General features: G+C 66.7%; 1 protein-coding gene. It reads right to left on the reverse strand.

Going from position 1 to position 25,825, the window contains the following annotated elements; genetic code table 11:
- Positions 1–23: 23 nt before the first annotated feature.
- Complete coding sequence (locus ACQPW1_RS28725; protein ID WP_433654804.1) at positions 24–25,805, reverse strand: non-ribosomal peptide synthase/polyketide synthase; 25,782 nt, start codon at positions 25,803–25,805, stop codon at positions 24–26.
- Positions 25,806–25,825: the final 20 nt, after the last annotated feature.

A 25,825-nucleotide genomic window follows, 5' to 3' on the forward strand; every position in this document is an offset into this window, starting at 1 on the left:
CACCGATCGCCGCTGACCGGGTCTCACATCTCCTGATCGCGGTCCCGGAGCAGCGTATTCAGGATCGGGCCGATTTCGCCGGCGGCTTTCGGATTCATCATGCCCGTGTGCCATTCGTCGATCGGGATCTCGTGCACGGCGCCGGTGATATGCCCACGCCAGGTTCCGGCGATCTGGTCTCGATACGACTCGCGGTTGGCGACGAACAGCACGGCGTCGCCGTCGAAGTAGCTCGGGGTGTGCGGCACCGGTGCCATGAAGCTCTCCGTTACCCGCTCCACCTGTTGCGGGGTCAGGATGCCTTCGCTGCTGAGTCGCTCCGCGAGCAGCGGGAACAGCTCGGCCGGATCGTCGGGCTGTTGATCGTCGGTCATCCCGAGGAAGTCCCGCCAGCCACGGAGGAACTCGGCCAACGCCCGGTTTGCCTGCGCGTCATCGGGTTCGGCTATCTGCTCGAGATTCTCCGCGATACCCGTATCGACGAGGGCGAGCAGGCCGACCGGGTGCCCCAGCTGTTGCAGTCGCGCCGCCATGGCGTGCGCGATCTTCCCACCCAGCGACCAGCCGAGCAGGTGAAAGGTGGTGTCGGGGAACGACTTCAGGATCTCCTCGACGTAACGCTCGGCGTACGCGTCCACCGACTCGAGCCGGGGGCCGTCTTCGACGATGTAGGGATCTTGCAAACCGTATACGGGTCGATCCAGGTCCAGGTGGCCCGCCAGCGCGCCGTATACCCACGCGAGGCCACCACCTGGATGGACGCAGAACAACGGAGCCTTGTGCCCGGTCGAACGCAGCGGCGTCAGCACGCCGAGCGATACGCCCATCTCGGACTGCGGTTTCGCCAGGTACCGCGCGAGTGAGGCCGGTGTCGAATCGGCGAAAAGCAGCCGATAAGGAACGGCGGTCCCGGTGCGTGCCCGAAGGCGGGACACCAACTTCATGGCGACCATCGAGGTTCCGCCCAACGTGAAGAAGTCGTCGTCGACCCCTACCCGGTCTACTTCCAGCACCTCCGCGAATACCGAGACCACGATCTCCTCGAGCGGCGTCGAGGGTGCCCGATAGGTCGCGACCACCCATTCCGGCGCAGGCAGCGCACGCCGATCGACCTTCCCGTGCACGGTCAGCGGCAACGCATCCAGCACCGTCACGGTGTCGGGGATCATGAACGATGGCAGCCGTTGTGCGAGCGCCTGCCGGATCGCCGCCGAATCGAGGAGGCACGATGGCGCGGTGGTGACATAGGCGGCCAAGCGCGCACCTGTACCCGAGGTGTGGACGGTAACCACCGCATGCTGCACCTCGTCCAAACCTGTCAGCGCAGCTTCGATTTCGCCGAGTTCCAGTCGTTGACCTCGAATCTTGACCTGGAAATCGGCGCGGCCCACGAACGCCAACCCGCCGATGGACGTCCACCGCACCAGATCTCCGGTGCGATACATCCGCGACCCCGATGCCCCGAAGGGATCGGCCACGAACGACGTCCCAGACAACCCCGGCCGGTTGAGATAGCCGCGCGCCACACCGGGACCGGCCGCGTACAGCTCGCCGACCGCACCCGGCGGTACCGGCCGCAACGACGAATCCAGCACTACCAACCGAACTCCGGGAATCGGACCACCCACCGACACCGGGTCACCGGCAGCCAACGCCGTACCGGTCATCCAGATCGTGCACTCACTCGGCCCGTACAGGTTGTAGAGCCTGCGGACACCGGCCGCGTCGGTGCCCGACCACCGCCGCACCAGCTCCGGCGGACAGGCCTCGGAGCCGGTCAGTACCACCCGGAGGTCATCGAGCCCGTCGGGATCGATCGAGAGGCCGACCGCCGGGGACAGGAAGGCGTGCGTGATGCGCTCAGCGCGCATCAGCTCCGCCAAAGGTTCCCCGGCGAAGACATCGTCCGGAGCGACAACCAATGCGGCACCGGCCGGTACCGCCAACAGCATCTCCAACATCGCAGCGTCGAAAGTGCGTGCGGCAACGGCCAATACGCGCGAGTCATGGCTCAGCTGATAGCGCGAACACTGGACCGCGGCCACGGCGGCCAACCCGGCATGGGTGACGTCCACCCCCTTCGGCGTACCGGTCGACCCCGAGGTGTAGACGACATAGGCGGTATTGACCGACCGCAGCGTCGCGCCCCGGTCGATATCACCGACCGGTGCGGCGCTGCACCGGGAAACATCGAGCCGGTCCAGGTCGACCACCCGAATTCCGGCACCGTACGACCCAGCGGATCCCGTTGCCCGCGAGCTGTTTTCATCGTGGGTAAGCACGATGGTCGCAGCACAATCGGTGAGGATGAACCGATTGCGCTCGGCCGGTTGGGCGGGATCGATGGACACGAACGCGGCACCGGTCTTGGCGACCGCCCACACCGCGCGCACCCACGCCGCCGATCGTGGAATAGCGACCGCTACAACGGTTTCCGGTCCGGCACCCGACTCGATCAGTATCCGCGCACACCGATCCGACCACTCATCGAGCTCCCGATACGTCCACTCGTACCCGGAATCGACGACCGCAGGCCGGTCCGCGTGCTCGGCGGCGGCGCGACCCAGCATCTCGGTCAAGGTGACCGGCTCCGGGCCCGTACCGCCATCACCCCACTCCGACAACAACATTCGCTCGCTCGAATCGAGCACATCGATATCCCGCAGTCCCACTGCGGGATCGACCACCACGGCACCGATGATTCGCTGCAACCGCCGCGTCAACGCGGCAATCGTCTCCTGATCGAAGAGATCGAGGGCATAGCTCACCCCGACCATCAGGCCACCGGTGGCGTCCGGGGTATCGGAAACGGACACGGTGAGATCGAACCGTTCGACCCCGATGCCGAGATCCATTGGTGTGCACCGAATCCCCGGCAACAGCGAGTCCGTCGGGTCGAGGTCGAGGTGCTGGAACGTCAGCATCACCTGGAACAGCGGATGATGCGCCTGGGTTCGTGGCGGATCGACCACTTCCACTACCCGCTCGAACGGAATCTCGGCGTGCGCGAACGCTTCCAGATCGACCCGACGGCACTCGTCCAGCAGATCACTGAACGAGCCGCCGTCATCGACCTGGGTCCGCAACACCAACGTGTTGACGAACATGCCGACCAGACCGTCCAACGCCGCGGCGCCCCGCCCCGCGATCGGCGTACCGACCGCGATATCGCGACTGCCCGACAACCGCGACAGCGCTACTGCCAGTGCCGCGTGCATCACCATGAACACGGTCGCGTGGTGCGCCTGCGCGACACGCTGCAGCCCGGCCGCCGTCTCCGCGTCCAGCGCAAACGAATACGTGCCACCGCGCTGCGAGGCCACCGCGGGACGCGTCCGGGCGGCAGGCAACTCCAGCCGATCCGGCAAGCCCGCCAACTGCCCGGCCCAGTACCCGGCCTGACCCGCCGACACGCTCTCCGGGTCGGCCTCCGCACCCAACACCTCACGCTGCCACAGCGCGTAGTCCGCGTACTGCACCGGCAACGGTCCCGCCCACTCCGGATCCTGCCCCGTCCGGCGCGCCGAGTACGCCAGCGCCAGATCCTGCGCCAACGGCGCCAAGGACCAACCATCCGCCGCGATGTGATGGATGACCAGGACGAGGACATACTCATCGGAACCGTTGTGCAGCAAAGTAACCCGCAACGGCGGCGCACTCGACAGATCGAACCCACGCCGCATCAGCGCCAGCACCGAGTGCTCGATTTCGGCCGCGTCGACGGTCCGCACCTCGACCGTGGCGGCGGCCTCGGCTACCGGCACGATCCGCTGGTACGGACTCCCGTCCCGGTCCGGGAATTCCGTGCGCAGGGTTTCGTGGCGCGCCACCACATCACCGATGGCAGCGGTCATCGCCGCGATATCCAACTCGCCGGTCAACCGCAGCACGAGTGGGATGTTGTAGGCCGGTGAGTCCGGTTCGATCCGATTGATGAACCACATCCGCCACTGCGCGAACGACAACGGCAGGTACTCGGGTCGCTCGCGAACCACCAACTTCGACCACACCGGGTCCGCGCCGCCGGTCGAGCGCTCGGTGAGCACCTGGGCCAACTGAGCCGCCGTCGGCGCGTCGAACACATCCCGCACGCCCACCTCGGTGCCGGTCATCGCGGCCACCCGGGACGCCACCCGTGTCGCCGACAGCGAATGCCCGCCGAGTCCGAAGAAGTCATCATCGACCCCGACCCGACCCACGCCCAGCACCTCGGCGAACACCGAGACCACGATCTCCTCGAACGGCGTCGAGGCGGCCCGATACGTCACCACCACCCACTCCGGGGCGGGCAATGCGCGTCGATCCACCTTGCCGCTCGAGGTCAGCGGCAGTTCCGCCAGCACGGTGATGGTGTCGGGGACCATGAACGACGGCAGCCGTTGCGCGACGGCTTGCCGGACCGTGATCGGGTCGGGCAGGTGCCCGGGCGCCGCGGTGACGTAGGCGGCCAATCGTACTGTCCCACTTGGCTCGTGGTCGGCGGTGTGCGTGATGACCACCGCGTCACGCACCTCGTCCAGCTGCGCCAACGCAGTTTCGATCTCACCGAGTTCGAGGCGCTGAGCCCGGATCTTGACCTGGCGATCGGCGCGGCCGACGAACATCAAGTTGCGACGCTCACCGGTCCACCGCACCAGATCTCCCGTGCGATACATCCTCGACCCGGTAGGCCCACCTGGATCGGCGACAAACGATCCGGCGGTCAACCCCGCCCGATCGAGATATCCGCGCGCCACACCTGGACCAGCGGCGTACAACTCCCCCACCACGCCCGCCGGTACCGGACGCAGCCACGCGTCCAACACCGTCAACCGGACTCCGGGAATCGGCCCACCCAACGAAACCGATTCGCCCACCCACAGTTCGGCCGCGGTGACCCAGATCGTGGACTCGCTCGGCCCGTACAGGTTGTACAACTGACGAACACCGGCGGCGTCGGTGCCGGACCATTGCCGAACCAGCGCAGGAGGACACGCTTCACCGGCGACCATCAACACCCGCAAACCATTGAGCCGCCCGGCATCCAGCGTGGCCGCCACGGCCGGGGTCAAGCACGCATGTGTGACCCCCTCGGCGTCGATCAACTCGGTCAACGACGCACCGGCGAATGCGTCACTGTCCGCGACAACCAACGCCGCACCGACCGAAACCACCGCCAACAACTCGAACACGGCCGCATCGAAAGTACGTGCGGCAACAGCCAATACGCGGGAATCTGCGCCGAGATCGAACTGCCGGCACTGCGTGGTCGCGATAGCGGCCAGCCCGGAGTTGCTGACGGCGACACCCTTCGGCGTACCGGTCGTCCCCGACGTGTAGACGACGTAGGCGGTGTTGCTCGACCGCACAGCACCGCGTCGATCGCCATCGGTCACCGGTGCGTCGCTGTACCCGAGTGGCTCGAGCCGGTCCGGATCGATCACCGGAATTCCGGCGGCGTTCAACTCCGCCGTGTCCAATCCGGTTGTGCCGGTGAATAATCCAGCATCGGCGAGCACGACCGTCGCGGCGACGTCGGTGAGGACGAACCGGTTCCGCTCCCACAGATGGGTCGGATCGACGGATACGAAGGCGGCACCGGTCTTCGCGACCGCCCATACCGCCCGCACCCAGGCCGCCGAGCGCGGAAGCGCAATCGCCACTACCGTTTCCGGTCCGGCGCCCTGGTCGATCAGCATCCGCGCGCATCGATTCGACCAGCGATCCAGTTCCCGATAGGTCAGGCGCTGCATCGCGTCGACAACCGCCAGCTGATCCGGGAACTCCGCGGCCACCCGGGACAGCATCTCGTTCAGCGTGATCGGAGTCGGTCCGGCACCGCCATCGCCCAACTCCCGCAACGACTTCCGCTCGCTCGAATCGAGCACGTCCAACTCATACAGTCGCGCCGCGGGATCGGCCACCACCGCGAGCAGGATGCGCTCCAGCCGTCCAGCCATCTCCGCGACCGTCGACGTATCGAACAGTTCCGTGGCATAACCGATGCTGACCGGGATATCGCCATTCGAGTCCGGGATGTCGGCGACAGTGATGGACAGGTCGAATCGTTCGACACTGGCGCCGAGGTTCATCGGCGTGACCCGAATCCCCGGCAGTTGCGCGGCGGCCGGATCCAGGTCGAGATTCTGGAAGGCCAGCATCACCTGGAACAGCGGATGGTGCGCCTGGGTCCGGGGCAGATCGATGGCCTCCACCACGCGCTCGAACGGAATGTCGGCATTGGCAAAGGCATCGAGATCCACCCGTCGAACCTGATCGAGCAGATCCGTGAACGAACCGGCCTCGTCGATCTGCGTCCGCAGCACCAACGTGTTGACGAACATGCCGACCAAGTCGTCCAAGGCCGCCGCACCCCGCCCCGCGATCGGCGTGCCGACCGCGATGTCCCCGGTGCCGGACAACCGCGACAGCAACAGTGCCACCGCCGAGTGGACGACCATGAACACCGTCATGCCCTGCGCATTCGCCAATTCGCCTATCCTGGCAAACAATCCGGCGTCCAGCACGAACGAATAGCTGGCACCGGCTTGCGAAGCGACCATCGGTCGCGGCCGATCGGCAGGCAACTCCAACCGATCCGGCAAGCTCGCCAATTGCGTTGTCCAATAGGTGAGCTGACGCGTCAACGTCGATTCCGGATCGGACTCCGCTCCCAATGTTGCCCGCTGCCACAGCGTGTAGTCCGCGTACTGGACCGGCAACGGAACCCATTGCGGGGACCGCCCCGACCGACGCGCCGCGTAAGCCGTCGACAGGTCCCGCGCCAGCGGCGCGATCGACCACCCGTCGGCGGCAATGTGATGCAGCACCATCGCCAGCACGTACTCACCGGAACCGCTTTCCAACAACGTAACTCGCAGCGGAAGTTCGGTCGACAGGTTGAACCCGTGCCGGGCCGACTCGGCAACGGCAGCGTCGAGCTGTGCCGGATCTACCGACCGCATCTCGACGGTGACCGCGGCCCGCTCGGCGGGCAGCACCTGCTGGAACGGCGTCCCCTCCGCGTCGGGGAATACCGTGCGCAGGCTCTCGTGCCGGGCCACCACGTCGCCGATCGCGGCGATCAACGCCGCCGTGTCCAACTCACCGGTCAACCGCAACAGCAGCGGAATGGTGTACGAAGCCGATGCGCCATGGAATTGGTTGATGAACCACATGCGCAATTGCGCGAACGACAGCGGCACCCGCTCAGGTCGCTCCCCAACAACCAACGCGGGCTCCGCCGAACCATCGTTACCGGCATCCAGCACCCGCGCCAACCGCGTGGGCGTCGGCGCCTCGAACACATCACGCACCCCGATCCGAACACCCGCGAGCGCGGACACCCGCGACGTCACGCGCATCGCCGACAGCGAGTGCCCGCCCAGCGCGAAGAAGTCGTCGTCCGCGCCGACCTGGTCGACTCCGAGCAGTTCGGCGAACACGTCCGCCACCATCCGCTCGGTCGGCGTCGACGGCGCGCGGTAGGCCCGGGTGGGCTGTTCCGGTTCCGGCAATGCCGCGCGATCCAGTTTGCCGCTGACGGTGAGCGGCAGCTCGGGCAGGACCGAGCACGCGTCGGGCACCATGTGCGCGGGCAGTCGATGCCGGGCAGCGGCCAGCACCTGCTCCGGGTCGAGATCGGCGCCGACGAGATAGCAGATGAGCCGATCGGATTTCGGGTGATGCACCACGACGGCCCGGGTCACCCCCGCCTGCTCGCCGAGCACCGCCTCGATCTCACCCAGCTCGACCCGCTGGCCACGAACCTTCACCTGGAAGTCGTTGCGTCCCAGGAACTCCAAGTCACCCCGCGCGTTCCAGCAGACCAGGTCGCCGGTCCGATACAGGCGGGAACCGCTGCGGCCGAAAGGATTCGCGATGAAGGACGCGGCGGTCAGCGCCGGTCGGTTCGAGTAGCCGCGCGCCTGCTGGATGCCGCCGAGATACAGCTCACCACGCACGCCGATCGGCACCGGCCGCAACAGTGCGTCCAGGACGATTGCCTCGATGCCGCGGATCGGCCCGCCGAGGGTCACCGGCGCAGCGGGATCCATCGGATCGCTGATGGTGGTGACGATGACCGTCTCGGTCGGTCCGTACGCGATGTACAGTTCCCGGCCCGGCGCCCAGGCCGCCACCAGTTCCGCAGGCACGCGCTCGCCACCGGTGACGAGCACCCGCAGTGAATCCAGTCCGGCGGGCGACATGGTCGCCAACACGCTCGTCGTCACGAAGGCATGCGAGACCCGCTGTTGCCGAACGATTTCCGCGAGGGATGCACCGCCGAAGATATCCGGGGGCGACACCACCAGTGCGGCCCCGTTCGGGTGCGCCATCAGCAGTTCCATCATCACCGCATCGAAACCCGGTGCCGATACTGCCAATACCCGGGCGGCCGGGTCCACGCCGTAGCGCTCGCGCTGCTCGGCAGTGAAGTTCGCCAAGCCGTCATGGGTGACGACGACACCCTTCGGGGTGCCCGTCGACCCGGAGGTATAGATCACGTAAGCGGTGTGTCCCGGCCGGAGCGGGCGCACCCGGACCGCGTCGGTCACTGCGGTCGCGGAGTACTCCGCAAGGCGCGCAGGCAGATCCGGCTCGTCGAGCATCAACCGATCGATCGTACCCGGCACCGTGGCGACCGTGGCTGCCACCGACAAGGCAAGGCGCACCTCGGAATCGGCGATCATGCCGACTACTCGATCCAGCGGATGGCGTGGGTCGATCGGTACGAAGGCCGCACCGGCCTTGGTCACCGCCCACAATCCGACGAGGAACTCGATACCCCGGGGCATCGCCAGCGCGACCGCATCGCCCGGCCCGACGCCGCGGTGGATCAGCAACCGCGCCAATTGGTTCGAAGAACTGTCCAGCTCACCGAAGCTCAGTGTCACCGCACCCGACACCACGGCGGGCGCGGCCGGGTTGATGGAGGCTCCGGCGACCAGCAGGTCCGCCAACAGTTCCGGCGACTGTGCCGGGAGACCCCGCACCGGCACCAGCAGAGCCCGCTCGGCAGCAGACAACAGGTCGATCGACTCCGCCATGACCGACGAACCGGTGGTCATCGCATCCAGCACGCGCGCAAGCCGATCGGCGCAGTCCTGAACCCACTCATGAGCGAATACGCTGGGCTGATACTGCAATTGCGCCCGGAACGGCTGTCCCTTGATGACCACCAACGCGAGCGGATAGTGCGCGGAGTCGTTCGACCGCAGATCCTCGACACTCATGTCATCGATCGCCGCCGACTGTGCCGCGAGCGCGGCCTCGTCGACGGGATAGGACTCGAACACCAGAACCGTATCGAACATGGCCGAAACATCCAGTGCGGCATGGATATCGGTCAGGCCGATGTGATGATGTCCCAGCAACTCCGACTGCTCTGCCTGCACCCGGTTCAGCACCGCGGCGATCGGCTCGCCGGGGAACTGGCGGACCCGCACCGGGATGGTGTTGATGAACAGGCCGACCGCGGACTCGATACCGGGCAGATCCGCAGGCCGCCCGGACACCGTCGTACCGAATACAACGTCGTCGCGCCCGGCCAGATACCCCACGACAATGGCCCACGCCACCTGGAACATGGTGTTCGCCGTGACCCCGGCGGACGATGCCGCAGCGAGCAACCGCTCGGTGCGCCCGTGGTCGAGATCCACTGCGACAGAGCTCATTCGCGCCGTCGGTTCCGGAGACGCGGCGTGCGGCGCCAACAGCGTCGCCTCGGCACCGTCGAGCGCGTGTCGCCACACTCGCAGCGAGGCTTCCGGATCCTGTCGGCCCAGCCAGTCGAGGTAGGACCGATACGAACCGGCCGGCTCGGCGAAGGCCGTGCTGTTCGGCGCCGCATACTCCGCCAGCAGAGTCTGCAACAGCGAAGGCATCGACCAACCGTCGAACAGCACGTGGTGGTAGGACAGCAACAGCGTGAACCGATCCTCGGACACCGCGATCAGGGTGAAGCGCATCAGCGGCGCCGTTTCGATGTCGAACGGCTCGGCCTTGTCCCGCTCCAGCACCTCCGCCAGCGCGGATTCGGGCTCCGCGCGCAGGTCGACCTCGCGCCACGGGACCACCACGTCACCGGCGACGATCTGCACGCCGTCGCCCTCGGCGTTTGCACTGAACGCCACCCGCAGGTTCGGATACCGCTCCAGCAGCGCCTCGGCCGCGTGGCGCAGTCGTTCAGCGTCTACCGCTCCGGAGAGCGTGATCGCGAGCTGCACCGCGTATACGTCCACCATCGACTCGGCCAGCCGGGCGTGGAACAGCAGACCGGTCTGCAGCGGCGACAACGGCCATACGTCGACCAGGCTCGGGTAGCGCGCCTCCCATGTCGTGATGTCGGCTTGTGTCGCCCGCACCAACGGGAAGTCGGAGGGCGTGTGCCCACCGGCGTGCGGCTGGCGCAGCCGAGCGACGACGGAATGCAGCGCGTCGACCCACAACTGGGCCAACTCGTCGACCTCCGCCGCGTCGAGCACGGCTTCGAGGTAGCCGAAGGTGGCCGACAAGCGCCCATCGGTGACGACCGCGGTGATATCGACGACCGCTGTCGCCAGGACATGCAGGTCCTCGTCGGCGATCGGCGCGCCGAGTGCGTCGGTGGCGGCGAACTCGGATGTGGTTGTCCCGCTGGATGATCGGCTCGGCGACAGTTGGCCGAGGTAGTTGAAGGCGATCTGCGCGGGCAGCCCGGCAGGCAAGGCCCGCGCGGTCTCCGGGTTGAGGTAGCGCAGCAGTCCGTAGCCGATGCCGTGGTCCGGGATCGCGCGCAGGTGCTCCTTCGTGCTCTTGACCACTGGCTCGATGGCCGGACCACCGGTGTAGGCCTCGTCGAGATCGATTCCCGCCAAATGGATCCGGACCGGATAGACAGTCGTGAACCAACCGACCGTCGTGGTCAGGTCCGTACCCGGGACGACCTGTTCTTCGCGCCCGTGGCCCTCCAGCCGCAATAGCGTCGACGACTCCGACACTCCCCGACCGGCCCGCCAGCGCATCACGGCCAAGGCCAGCGCGGCCACCAGCACGTCCTGTACGTCGCCGTGGAAAGCCGCGGGCACCCGTGTCAGCAGGGCCTCGGTGATCTCCGGCGAAACCTGCACTCGCCGAAGATGTATCGCGCCTGCGACATCGCGAGCGGGGTCCGCTGCCCGCGAGCCGAGCAGCGGGTCCGGCCCGTCGACGATCCGTTGCCACAGCGGCAGTTCCGCCACCCGCTGCGGCGACTCGGCCGCTTCGACCATGCCGTGGGCCCAACGCCGCATCGACGTCCCCACCGGCGGCATCGATACGACACCACCGGCACGGTACTGCTGCCACGCCGACATCAGGTCGGGCAGCATGATGCGCCACGAAACACCGTCCACCACAAGGTGATGCGCGACGATGATCAGCTGACCGGCCTGTGACGCGTCGGCAGGAGAGAACCAAAGCACCTGCAATACAACACCGTTGGCCGGATCCAGCCGATTCAGCGCCGCATCGACCTCCGCCGTCACGAGACGATGGCGGCGCTCCGGATCGATATCCGGGGCGATCACGACCGGATGCACCAGCGACTCGACGTCTACCGTCCCACTCGGCCGCGTCTCGAGCTGCCAGTCTCGGCCGTCGTGCCACAGCCGGGCTCGCAGCATGTCGTGCCGGTCGATCAGCGCGGTCACGATCGCCGTCAAACCGGTCCGATCCAAACCGACCGGCGCCGTGAGCACCAGGGTCTGATTCAGCCGCCCGAACTCGCCCTGCTCGACCATCCACCGGGCGATCGGGGTCAGCGGCAACGTACCGACGCCGCCACCGGGCAACTCCGCCAGAATCGTTGTCTGCTCGACCGATTCGGCCACCCGCGCCAATGCGGCGACCGTCCGCGCCTCGAAGACCTGCCGCGGCGTGAACACCACACCGCGGTCCCGCGCTCGCGCTACCAACTGAATCGACACGATGCTGTCGCCACCCAGGGCGAAGAAGTCGTCGTCGGCTCCCACCTGGTCGAGTCCGAGGACCTGCGCGAATACCGCGGCCACGATCTCTTCGGTGGCGGTGGCGGGCGCCCGGTACGTAGCGGTCGCCCACTCCGGTTCCGGCAGCGCTCGCCGGTCCACTTTCCCGCTCGAGGTCAGCGGCAACTCGTCGAGGACGGTGACGGTGTCGGGGACCATGTACGACGGCAGTCGCCGCGCCGCGGCCTGCCGGATGGCGACCGGATCAGCGAGCTGGCCCGCTGCCAAGGTGACGTACGCGGCCAGCCGTGCGGTCGCACCGTCGGTGACATGCGTGACGACAGCGCGACGTACGTCGTCGAGTTCGGCCAGTACGGTTTCGATTTCGCCGAGTTCCAGGCGTTGGCCGCGAATCTTGATCTGGGAATCGGCGCGGCCGACGACGATCAATGCCCCGCCCTCGACGCCATCCGGCAGCCAGCGCACCAGATCGCCGGTGCGGTACATGCGGGACCCCGCAGGCCCGAACGGATCGGCCACGAAGGCCGCCGAGGTCGTGCCGACACGATTGAGATAGCCGCGGGCCACGCCGGGACCGGCTACGTACAGCTCGCCGACCACGCCCGGTGGCACCACGTTCAGCCAGGCATCCAGGACCATCGAACGGATACCGGGAATCGGGCCACCTATCGAAACCGGCGCACCGGCAACCGATTCCGCGCCGGTCACCCAGATCGTGGCCTCGCTGGGCCCGTACAGGTTGTGTACCGTCCTGTCACTACCCGACCATTGCTGCACCAGCGCAGGCGGACACACTTCGCCCGCCACCATGAGGACTTGCAGACCATCGAGTTGCCGCGCATCGAGCGAAGCCGCGACGGCTGGAGTTAAACACGCATGTGTCACACCCTCGGCGCGCATCAGCTCGGTCAACAGCGGCCCGGCGAAAACGTCGCCGGGAGCGATGATCAGCGCGGCGCCGACCCGTACGGCGAGCAGCAGCTCGAAGATCGCCGCATCGAAAGTGCGTGCGGCGACAGCCAATACCCGCGACTCGGCGTTCGTCCCAAGGTCGCGATGCTGAGCCGTAGCGACCGCGGAGAGCCCGGCATGGGTGACGGCAACACCTTTCGGTGTGCCCGTCGACCCTGAGGTGTAGACGACGTAAGCGGTGTTGTCCGGCCGCATCGAGCCGAGCCGGTCGCCATCGCCGATCGGCGCAGCATTCCATGCGGACAGGTCGAACCCGTCCAGATCGACCACGACAATCCCGGGTACTTCCCCGGTTGCTGCTCCGGCGGTGAGCAGTACAGTTGCCGCGCAATCGGCGAGGATGAGCCGATTGCGCTCCTGCGGTTGCGCCGGATCGATGGAGACGAATGCGGCTCCGGTCTTGGCGACCGCCCACACCGCTCGCATCCAAGCCACCGACCGAGGAATGGCAATCGCCACAACGGTTTCCGGACCGGAACCTTGGTCGATCAGCGCCCGCGCACACCGGTTCGACCACTCATCGAGATCCCGATACGTCCACGTTCGCCCCGCGTCCACGACTGCGGGCCGGGCCGCGAACTCCACCGCGGCGCACGCGAGCATCTCGGCCAATCCGAGCGGCTCCGGACCGGTGCCGCCATCGCCCCAATGGCGCAGCAACATTCGCTCGTCCGGCGCGAGCAGGTCCAGACCACGCAGGCCGATCGTCGGATCGACCACCACCGCACGCACCGTGCGCTGCAGGCGGTCAGCGAACGCGGCAATCGTCGACCGATCGAACAGGTCGAGCGCGAAGCTGATGGTGATCGGCACCCCACTATCGGCGGTGGTGCTGCCCTGGAGGTCGGCGACAGTGATGGTGAGATCGAATCGTTCGACCCCGATATCGAGGCTCTGCAGCGGCTCGACCTCTAGCCCGGGCAGCTGCGCCAGGGTCGGGTCCAGATCGAGGTTCTGGAAGGCCAGCAGCACCTGGAACAACGGATGGTAGGCCTGGCTGCGGGGTGGGTCGATGGCCTCGACGACGCGTTCGAAGGGAATGTCCGCATGTGCGAACGCGTCCAGGTCCACCCGACGGCACTGGTCGAGCAGGTCGGTGAACGAACCGGCCGCGTCGACCCAGGTACGCAGGACCAGCGTGTTGACGAACATGCCGACCAGGCCGTCCAACGCCGACGCACCGCGCCCCGCGATCGGTGTGCCCACCGCGACATCGGCGCTGCCCGACAACCGCGACAACAACAGCGCCAACGCCGCGTGCAGCACCATGAACACTGTCACCTGATGGGTTCGCGCCACCGCGCCCAACCCGGCCACCGACACGGCATCCAGCGTGAACGTATACGTACCACCACGCTGCGACGCTTCCATCGGCCGCGGCCGATCGGCAGGCAGCTCCAATCGGTCCGGAAGCCCCGCCAAATGCGTTGTCCAATAAGCGAGTTGACGCGTGGCCACGCTCTCCGGATCGGACTCCACGCCGAGCACCTCGCGCTGCCACAACGTGTAATCGGCGTACTGCACCGGCAACGGCGCCCACTTCGGCACCAGACCCGCCCGACGCGCGGTGTACGCCAGCGACAGATCACGCACCATCGGCGCTATCGACCATCCGTCGGCGACAATATGATGGAGCACCACAACCAGCAGATGGTCATCGGATCCGCTGCGCAGCAGCGTGACTCGCCACGGCGGCCGCGCGGACACATCGAAACCCTGCCGCACGATACTCGTAACCTGATGCGTCAGCTCGATCGAATCGGCAGTCTCCAGCGCGATATCCGCGACAGGCAGAATCCGCTGGCACGGTATCCCCTTCTCGTCGGGAAACACCGTGCGCAAGCTCTCGTGCCGAGCCGCGAGATCACCGATCGCGGCGGACAACGCCGCCGCATCCAGGTGCCCACGCAACCGCAGCACCATGGCAATGTTGTACGCGGGTGAGCCCGGCTCGAATCGGTTGATGAACCACATGCGAGACTGCGCGAACGACAACGGGATTCGGTCCGGCCGATCCCGCGGTGCCAACGCCACGTTCGGCTGTTCCACGGTCTCGGTGGACCGCACTGCCAAAACGCCGGCCAGTCGGGCAGCAGTCGGTGCGTCGAACACGTCGCGTACTTCGACCGTCAGACCGGTAGCCGTCGCCACGCGGGACGCCACCCGCGTCGCGGACAATGAATGCCCGCCCAGCGCGAAGAAGTCGTCGTCGGCGCCGACCCGGTCGGCGCCCAGTACCTCCGCGAATACCGCGACGACGATCTCTTCCAGCGGTGTCGAAGGAGCCCGATAGGTCGAGGTGATCAGCTGCGGGGCGGGCAAGGCGCGACGGTCGACCTTGCCGTTGGGCATCAGCGGCAGCTCGTCGAGGATGACGATGGCCGCCGGAATCATGAACTCCGGCAATCGATCTGCCGCGAATTCCCGGATCTCGGCGACCAGGTCGGCGATGCCGGGATCGTTCACGTAGGTGGCCAGCGAATCCAGCGGCCCCGTACTCAGATAGATGTCGTCGAATACCATCGTCTCGTCGGCGTCACGAACGAGGACCGCGTCCATCCGGCCCGCCACCGGCGACCAGCTGACGGCGACCGTGAAGCCCAATTCCGTTCCGAGCGATCGGATCTCGTGTGGCAGCACCGCGGTGGTCTGGTTGGCCAGATCGAGATCCGCCACCCGCGCGTGCTCGGCCGCGGCGTCCACGGTTCGAGTCGCCGCCACGTCCAGAACGGTTCCGGCCTGCGGTATTCCGATGATTCGCAGGCTATCGGGCCGTTCGGTGACCAACTGAGCACGCAGCCCTGGCAGGTCACCGAATTCGGCCCAGTCACGCTGCGGCAGTCCAGCAAGCGACTGAACCCGCGCCGGGGCCTTGTGCAGAACCACGTCGTAGCGGTACCGCGTCAGCTCATTGTCGACCGGCGCGTACTTCAACTCGATATCCACCGCGGCCACGCCGGAGACTTTGTCCCGCAAGGCGATAAAGAACTCGGGGGCGACCAGCAATTCCTGCTCGGCCGTCAATGCGCGGCGTGCTCGCTCCCGTACCGCCGCCACCGTGTCATCGTCCCCGCCACCGGCCAGCTGTGTGCCGGTGGCGAATTCCCGCAGCAGCGTCAGGTTGCGGATATCGCCGACGAAGAACGCGCCACCGGGCAGCAACAAACCCATTGCCTTGTCGATCACGTCGATCAGGTAGGCGGCATTAGGGAAGTACTGTGCCACCGAGTTCAGCACCACGACATCGAATCGGTCGACCGGCAGGTCTGTGACATCGTCGGCGGCCTGCACGCGCAAACGCACCCGATCCGCCCAGTCCACCGCCGATTCGTGCAGCCGTGATCGGAGATTCCCGATGGTCGCTGCGGAGAAGTCGGTGCACCAGTACTCGTCGCACTGCGGTGCCAGTCGCGACATCAACAATCCCGATCCGACACCGATTTCCAGCACCCGCGCGGGCCGCAACTCGAGCACCCGGTCCACGACCGCGTCCCGCCACTCCCGCATCTGCGCCACCGGAATCGGCTCGCCGGAGTAACTACTGTTCCAGCCGCCGAAATCGGCGTCCAACGCCATCGGCTCGGCGAATTCACGGCCGTTGCCGAGGTAGCTTTCCTTGCCCGCGTACAGGTTGTCGTAGACCTGTCGCCAATGACCGACCAGATCGGCCGCCCGGTCGCTGTCGTCGCCGACTGTCGTTTCGCGATCGCGCACAACGTAGGCGACCAGCTGCTTGTCGACGACAGCGTCTGAGTCGGCGGCTGCGATGGCGCGGGCGACGACAATCGCGCGCGATACCGCCGGATGCGCCGCCAATGCGGCCTCGACCTCGCCGGGCTCGATCCGATACCCGCGCACCTTGACCTGGTCGTCGGCCCGGCCCGCGAATTCGAGCACCCCGCCGCGGGTCCACCGGACCACGTCGCCGGTCCGGTACATCCGCTCGGCAGCACCGAACGGGCAGGCCACGAACCGCTGCGCGGTCAAGCCGAGCCGCCCCGCATAGCCGCGCGCCAATTGCATTCCGGCGACATACAATTCGCCTGCCACGCCCACCGGCACCGGCCGCAACCGCGAATCCAGAATGTACACACGTACATTCGCTACCGGAGCACCGATCGGTACTCGTTCATCGGTCGCCCACCGTTGCGAAGCGCGGATCTCATGGGTCGACACACATACCGTGTTCTCGGTCGGCCCATAGGCATTCGCGATATCGACGCCCGGCCAGCGATCCCGGAATCGCGCCACTGCGGCCGGACTCAAGGCGTCGCCGCCGGTGACGACCTGACGCACCGGAGCAGCCTCGAGTTCGGGCCCCGCGGTCGCGAGCGTCTCGAACAGCGCGGTGGCCACGAACATTGTCGTGACGCGGTGACGGGATACCGTGCGCATCAGGGCGGAAAGGTCGAGCCGATCGGGCGGTGCGATGACGATCGTCGACCCCGCCAGCAAGGCGGGCCACAGCTCGTACGCCGACGCATCGAACGCCATCGACGAATGCAACAACACCCGTTCGCCCGGCTTACCCGGCCAGCCGAACATCGCCATGTTCATCACGCCACGGTGCTCGACCACCACACCCTTCGGACGCCCCGTCGAGCCTGACGTATAGATCACATACGCCGCATCAGCCGACGACAACACCGGCAGACCAACCACATCACCACCAAGATCCGCCACATCCAGACACAGCGACGCCCGCTCACCCAACGGCAAACCCGCCCCGACATCAACCGTCGTCAACACCAACAACGGATCGGCATCACCGAGAATGAACTCGATACGGCCACTCGGGTACTCCGGATCGATAGGCAGATACGCACCACCGGCCGCCACAACTGCCAACACCGCAGTCACCAAATCCACCGACCGCGGCAGCGCCACCGCCACCACCGAGCCGCGACGAACGCCCCGACTCACCAGCTCCTGCGCCAAAACGTCTACCCGCGAAGCTAATTCGCGATACGTGATGTCGCCGTCCGGGTACGCGACCGCAACTGCGTCCGGCGTGGCCGCTACCTGTCGATCGAACAGGTGCGCAAGCGAGTTCGCCTCCGGCAACGGTGCCGCGGTGTCGTTCCAGATCCGCAGCAACCGGTCGCGTTCCTCGGGCGCGAGAACATCTATCCGGCCGATCGGCATTCCAGGGTCCGTGGTGACGATGTCCAGCAGCCGCAGATAACGAGCGGCGAGGTCCGTCACGGTGGCGCGATCGAACAGATCGGTGGCGTATTCGATCCGGCCCGACAGCACGGGGGCGTTGTCAGCCGGATTCACCCGTTCGACCACATCGACGTGCAGGTCGAACTTGGCGGTGCCGGTGATCGCCGGAACGATCTCGACCTCCAGTTCCGGCAGGTGCAGATCGGGTAACAGGTTGTTCTGCAACGCAAACGACACCTGGAACAGCGAGTGGTACGCCGGAGAACGCGTCGGTTGCAGCAGTTCGACCAGCCGCTCGAAGGGCGCGTCTTGATTCTCGTAGGCGGTCAAGGCCTTTCGGCGGACCTGGTCGAGCACCTGCTCGAAGCGAGGGTTACCGGACAGATCCACCCGCAACACCCAGGTGTTGACGAAGAAGCCGATCAGATCGTGCGTCGCCTCCTGGGTACGCCCGGCCACCGGACCACCGATGCTGATGTCCTCGCCCGCACCGACCTGGGACAACAGCACCGCGAGCGTCGACTGCAACAGCATCGACACCGTCACCTGGCGTTCATGGGCGAGCCGATACAGCGCCTCGCACAGCGCGGGCTCGAAGGCGAACTCGATGACGTCGCCGCGATTACTGGCGGTCGGCGGGCGGGGGCGGTCCGTCGGCAGTGTTATCGGCTGCGGTGCGTCCGCCAGTTCGCTTGCCCAATAACGGAATTGGGTTGCCAGCATGCTGTCCGGATCGGACTCCGCACCCAAGGTCGCACGCTGCCACAGTGTGAAGTCCGCATACTGCACCGGCAATGGCGCCCACTGCGGTGGCTGTCCCTGCCGACGCGCGGTGTACGCGGCCGACAGGTCTCGCACGAACGGCGCTATCGACCAACCGTCCGCGGCGATGTGGTGCAACACCAGCACCACGGTGTGGTCGTCGAAACCGTTGCGCAACAAGGTAACCCGCAAAGGCATCTCGGTCGACACGTCGAATCCGCGCCGCACGAGACCCGTCAGGGTCTGCTCGAGTTCACCGAGGGCGGCTGCACTAGTCTCGATCGTTGTCGCGGCCTGATCGACTGGCAGGACCAGCTGGAACGGCACCCCGTCCGCATCTGGAAACACGGTGCGCAGGCTCTCGTGTCGCGCCACCACATCCGTCAATGCCGCGGACAATGCGTCCCGATCCAACGGCCCGCGCAAGCGCAGCACCATCGGAATGTTGTAGGCCGGTGAGTCCAGCTCGAATCGGTTGATGAACCACAGTCGAGACTGGGCAAACGACAACGGCATCCGCTCGGGCCGCTCGCGAACCGTCAACTCCGGCCGGGCCGGCTCACAGTCGGCTCCGCGTTCGGCGAGTACCTGTGCGAGCCGAGCGGGCGTGGGGGCCTCGAACACATCGCGCACGCCCACCTCGATACCCAGCACCGCGGTCATCCGCGAGGCCACCCGCATCGCCGACAACGAATGCCCGCCCAGCGCAAAGAAATCGGCGTCGACCCCGACTCGATCCATACCGAGCACCTCGGCGAACACGGTGACGACGATCTCCTCGACCGGCGTCAGCACGGCGCGAGAGTCCGCCACGGCGAAGGTCGGCGCGGGCAGCGCGCGTCGATCCGCCTTTCCGTTGGGCGTCAATGGCAGGGTGCCGAGTACGACGATTGCCGACGGGACCATATACTCCGGCAGCCGATCTGCGGCGAAGCGTCGGATCTCGTCGGCGAGAACGGTTTCTTCGCGCACCGCATCCGCGCGATCGAGCACGACGTACCCGATCAACCGCTTGTCCACCACGCTCACCGCATCCGCTGTCGCGGAACCGATCTCACGCGCGATCACCACCGACTGCGAAACCACCGGGTGTGCGGTCAACACGGACTCGACCTCGCCCGGCTCGATCCGATACCCGCGTACCTTGACCTGCTCATCGGCGCGAGTGACGAATTCCAGCACACCAGCGCGCGTCCACCGCACCACGTCACCGGTCCGGTACATGCGCGCACCGGCGCCGAACGGACACGCGGAGAACCGTTCCGCGGTCAGGCCCGGTCGATTCCGATACCCACGCGCCAGTTGCACTCCGGCCACATACAACTCGCCCGCCACACCCACCGGCACCGGCTGCAACCGCGAATCCAGCACGAATACGCGCATGTTCCCGACCGAGGTGCCGATCGGCACGCTGCCCCCGCTCGCCCACTCCGGCGAGTCGGGGATCTCATAGGTCGATACGCACACCGTATTCTCGGTCGGCCCATAGGCATTGACCACACTGATGCCCGGCCACCGGTAGTGGAAGCGGGCGACCGCGACGGATCGCAACGCGTCACCGGCAGTGACCACTCGATGTACCGAATCCAGTTTCAGCTCAGGCCCTGAGCTCGCCAGTATCTCGAACAACGGGGTTGTCACGTACAACGCCGTCACTTGATGCCGAGATATGGTCCGGCTCAGCTCCGCGATGTCCGATCGGCCAGGCGGTGCGATGACGATCGTCGATCCCGCCAGCAAAGCAGGCCACAACTCATACGCCGACGCATCGAACGCCATCGACGAATGCAACAACACCCGCGTGCCCGGCCCACCAGGCCACCCATACACCGCCATGTTCACCACACCGCGGTGCTCGACCACCAAACCCTTCGGACGCCCCGTCGAACCCGACGTATAGATCACATACGCCGCATCATCAGGCGACAACACGGGCAAACCGAATGACTCACCGCCACCGGACAACTCATCATCCAGACACAGCGACGGCCGCTCACCCAACGGCAAGCCCGCACCCACAGCAACCGTCGTCAAGACCAACAACGGGTCAGCATCACCAAGAATGAACTCGATACGCCCACTCGGATAGTCCGGATCGATAGGCAGATACGCACCACCGGCTACCACCACCGCCAACACCGCAGTCACCAAATCGACCGACCGCGGCAACGCCACCGCCACCACCGAACCCCGACCAACGCCGCGACCCACCAACACCCGCACCAAACCATCAACGCGCACAGCTAATTCCGCGTAGGTCAGCTCTTCGTCACCGAACCGCAGCGCAACCGCGTTCGGCGCCGAATCGACGCGCTCGCGGAACACTGCCCCGATCGTCGTATCCGACACCGTGGTCTCGAACCGCGAGTCCCCCTGCGTCAGCAGCTGCTTGCGTTCCGTGTCGGCCAGGAGGCCGATATCGGCAATCGCTTCCGCCGGATCGGCGCTCACTGCGCGCAACACACGGAGATAGCGATCAGCGATGCTGGACACGGTGTTTCGGTCGAACAGGTCGGTGGCGTATTCGATCCGGCCGACCAGCACCGCGGGAGTCTCTGCGCTGCTCGGGATTTCGAGCAGGTCGAAATGCAGATCGACCTTGGCACTACCGGTCGAGAAGGGCAGGAATTCCGCAGCCAGTTCGGGCAGCTCGAGTGCGGGCAGGCCATCGTTCTGCAATTCGAGTGACACCTGGAACAACGGATTGTAGGCCGTCGACCTGGCCGGATTGATCAGTTCCACCAGCCGCTCGAACGGCGCGTCCTGATTCTCGTAGGCGGTCAAAGCCTTTCGGCGGACCTGGTCGAGCACCTCATCGAAACGGGGGTTACCGGACAGATCCACCCGCAACACCCACGTATTGACGAAGAACCCGACCAACTCCCGCAGTGCCTCATCGCTACGCCCGGCGACCGGACCGCCGATCGAGACATCCGCACCGGCGCCCAGCCGGGACATCAGCACCGCGACCGCCGCCTGCAATACCATCGATGCGCTGACCCGGCGCTCACGGGCGAGCCGATACACCGCCTCCCGCAGCGGCGCGTCCACCGTGAATTCGACGACGTCACCGCGGTTGCTCACCACCGGTGGGCGCGGCCGATCGGTCGGCAGCGCTATCGGTTGCGGCGCATCGGCCAATTCCCCTTCCCAGTAACGATATTGAGCCGCGAGCGCACTCTCGGCGGCGGACTCCGAATCCAGCAGTTCACGCTGCCACAGTGCGTAATCCGGGTACTGCACCGGCAGCGGACCCCAGCCCGGCTCCCGCCCCACTCGCAGTGCCGCATAGGCCGTCGACAGATCCCGCAGCAACGGCGCCATCGACCAGCCGTCCGCGGCGATGTGATGCACGACCAACACCAGGACGTGCTCGAACTGACCGCACCGCAACACGGTGGCCCGCAGCGGCATATCCACCAGCAGGTCGAATCCGCGCCGGACCCGTTCCGCCACCGCCGCATTCAACTGCGCCGGTTCGACGACAGTCAGCTCGAGCACCGGAGCGGCCGCCGCGCTCGGCACAACCTCCTGATGCGGCACCCCGTCCAGCTCGGGATAGCGGGTCCGCAGCGCTTCATGGCGCGCGACCACCGCACCGAGCGCTGCGGTCAACGCCTCGGTATCCAGCGATCCGGCCAGCCGGAATACCAGCGGGATGTTGTAGGTCGGCGATTCGGGCTCGAACCGATTGATGAACCACATGCGTAACTGCGCGAACGACAACGGAATTCGCGCGGGCCGCGCGCGGACGATCAGCTTCGACCGCTCCGGACCGGTCTCGCGTTCGGTGAGCACCCGAGCCACTCCGGCGGCAGTGGGGGCGTCGAAGATGTCACGGACGCCGACCGCGCGGCCGGTCACCTCGGCCAATCGCGCCGCCACCCGGGTCGCCGAGATGGAATGCCCACCGCGCGCGAAGAAGTCGTCGTCGACACCGACGCGGTCCACCCCGAGCGCCTCGGCGAAGGCGGCGGCGGCAATCTCTTCGAACGGTGACGATGCGGCTCGGTACGTCGCGGCCACTCGCCGCGGTGTCGGCAAGGCGCGGCGATCCAGCTTGCCGCTCGAGGTCATCGGCAATTCGTCGAGCACCGTGATGGTTTCGGGGACCATGTACGACGGCAGTCGGCGCGCGACCGCCTGCCGGACCGCGGCCGCATCGACGGCATGACCCGGTGTGGCGGTGAGATAGGCCGCCACCCATGCCGCGCCTGCCTCGTCAGCATGTCCGCCGAACGTGGTGACGACGGCATGCTGCACCTCGTCCAGGCCGGTCAGCGCGGCTTCGATCTCGCCGAGCTCGAGGCGCTGACCACGAATCTTGATCTGCGAATCGGCGCGGCCGACGAAGCTCAGCGTCGCGTCGTCGGCATCACGGAGCTCCCAGCGCACCATGTCGCCGGTGCGGTACATCCGCGCACCGGCCGGACCGTCCGGGTCGGCCACGAACGAGGCCGCGCTCAACCCCACCCGGCCGAGGTATCCGCGGGCCACACCGGGACCGGCCACATACAACTCGCCCGCGACACCGGGTGGCGTCGGCCGCAGCCACGAATCCAGCACCGCCAGCCGGACTCCGGGTATCGGCGTACCGAGCGACACGGCGTCCCCTGGACGCAACGCCGCGCTGGTGACCCAGATCGTGGTCTCGCTCGGCCCGTACAGGTTGTACAGCAGGCGAACACCGGCGGCGTCGCTACCGGACCATTGCTGCACCAGCGCAGGCGGACACGCTTCGCCCGCCACCATGAGCACTCGCAAATCGTCAAGTTGCCGCGCATCGAGCGTGGCCGCGACGGCGGGAGTCAAACACGCGTGTGTCACACCTTCGGCGCGCATCAACTCCGTCAGCGGCGCACCGGCGAAAGCATCACTCGGCGCGACGATCAGCGCCGCCCCGACCGGTACCACCGACAACAACTCGAACACCGCCGCGTCGAAAGTGCGGGCAGCGACGGCCAATACGCGAGAGTCGCTGTCGAGTTGATACTGCCGACCGAGGGTGTCCGAGACTCCGAACAGTCCGGCATGGGTGACGGCGACACCTTTCGGTGTGCCCGTCGAGCCCGAGGTGTACACGATGTACGCGGTATTGCCGATCCGTACCGCGCCGCGTCGGTCCGCGTCGGCGATCGGGGCGGCGTTGCCCTCGCGGAGTTCGAGCCGGTCGATATCGACCACACGAACTCCGGGCCCGTCCAAGCCCGTTGTGTCCGATGCGGTTTCGCTGCTGGTCAGCAGGATCGTCGCAGGACAATCGGCGAGGATGAACCGATTCCGTTCGACCGGATGGGCGGGATCTACGGTCACGAACGCGGCACCGGTCTTGGCGACCGCCCATACCGCACGCACCCACGCCGCAGAGCGCGGAATTGCCACCGCCACCGTGGTTTCCGGCCCGGCACCGCAGTCGATCAACGCCCGCGCACACCGATTCGACCACTCATCCAGCTCTCGGTACGTCCACGCATGCGTGACATCGCGGACCGCGAGTCGATCCGCGTGCGCGGCCGCTACCCGAGACAGCATGTCGGGCAACGTGACCAGCGCGGGCCCCGAACCACCGGCAGCAGACTCCCGCAACAACCGGAGCTCGTCGGGCTCGAGCAATTCCACCGAGCGCACCGGGATCCCGGAATCCGTGATCACGCTGTGCAAGAAGCTGTCGAGGAACTGCGCGAACCGCCGGTGGTGGTACGCGACCTGGTCGGGCGTGTAGACGCTCGGGTTGGCGAAGAAGTCGACCCGGGTGCTTTCGCCACCGACGGCCGGGTAGACGTTCACCGAAAGGTCGGGAACCAATCCCGGGGTCAGCACCTGTAACTGGCCGGTGATGTCGCCGAGGACGATCTTCGTATCGAGGATCATCAGGTCGACCATCGGACCGGCTGCCTGCGGAAGGTGTCGGGCAGCAACCGATTCCGAGTCCTTGAGCATGTCCTCGTGCCGATAACGTTGCCCGCGAAGGACATCCATCAGCGTGCGCTGAGTCTCCGCGAGCAGTGACCCGATGGTGCGGTCGGGTGTGACGGTGATCCGGAACGGCACAATGTTGGCGGTCATCCCGCCGGAGCGCCCCATGGATGCCGTGACCCGTGCGGACACCGGCAAACTCAGCACCACATCGTCGGAACCGGTCATGCGCGCGAGGTACAAACCGAACGCGGCGAGCAGGAACACCGACGGTCCGACCGATCGCGTCGCGACGGCGGTACGGAGCGCGTTGTCGGTTTCGGTGGACAGCAGAGCGCTGACCGAGAGCGGGTGCTCTTCGGCGAGGGCGACCCGATCGGTCAGGGTTACCGGCTCGGGGAGCTCTGCCACATACTTCGACCAGAACACCCGATCGTCGTCGAACCGTTGCGAGGCGCGATACTGCTCGTCGGCGGCGACGATTTCGCCCAGCGATCGAATCGCCTGTCCCCCAGGCTCCTTGCCCGCCAGAGCAGCGGTGTAGAGCTGTGCACTGCGCGTGAGGATGTTCAGCGCGGCGATACCGTCCAACACGATGTGATGGGAACGCAGGTACCAGAACCACCGCCGCTCGCCGACCCGCACTATCGCGCCGAGCACCACCGGGCCGTGCCGCAGGTCGATGGGTGCGCGGTAATCGCCGTGCATCCAATCCAGCGCCGCGGCAACAGGATCGGGCGCCGACGTGTAATCCAGGGTCCGCACCGGGCTGTCGGCGGTTTCGTCCACCACCTGCCGCAGCTGTCCGTCCACCTCGATCACCCGCACGCGACCGGCCTCGAATTCGTCGAGCGCCTGCCCGAACGACACGCTCAGCAGCGCGGCGTCGAGTTCACCGGCGAGCTCTACGTACAGCGCGTTCGACACCGGTGTGGCACCGGCCAACTGCTGCAACAACTGAATCGCACGCTGTGCCGCGGTCAGCGGATAGGTAGCCGGATGGCCGTCACGGGCATGCAGGGGTGAACGATGGTCGGGCATCCCGCCTCCTGAAGATCCGA

The sequence above is a fragment of the Nocardia sp. CA-128927 genome, from assembly GCF_050955855.1.
In the GTDB taxonomy this organism is placed as follows: domain Bacteria; phylum Actinomycetota; class Actinomycetes; order Mycobacteriales; family Mycobacteriaceae; genus Nocardia.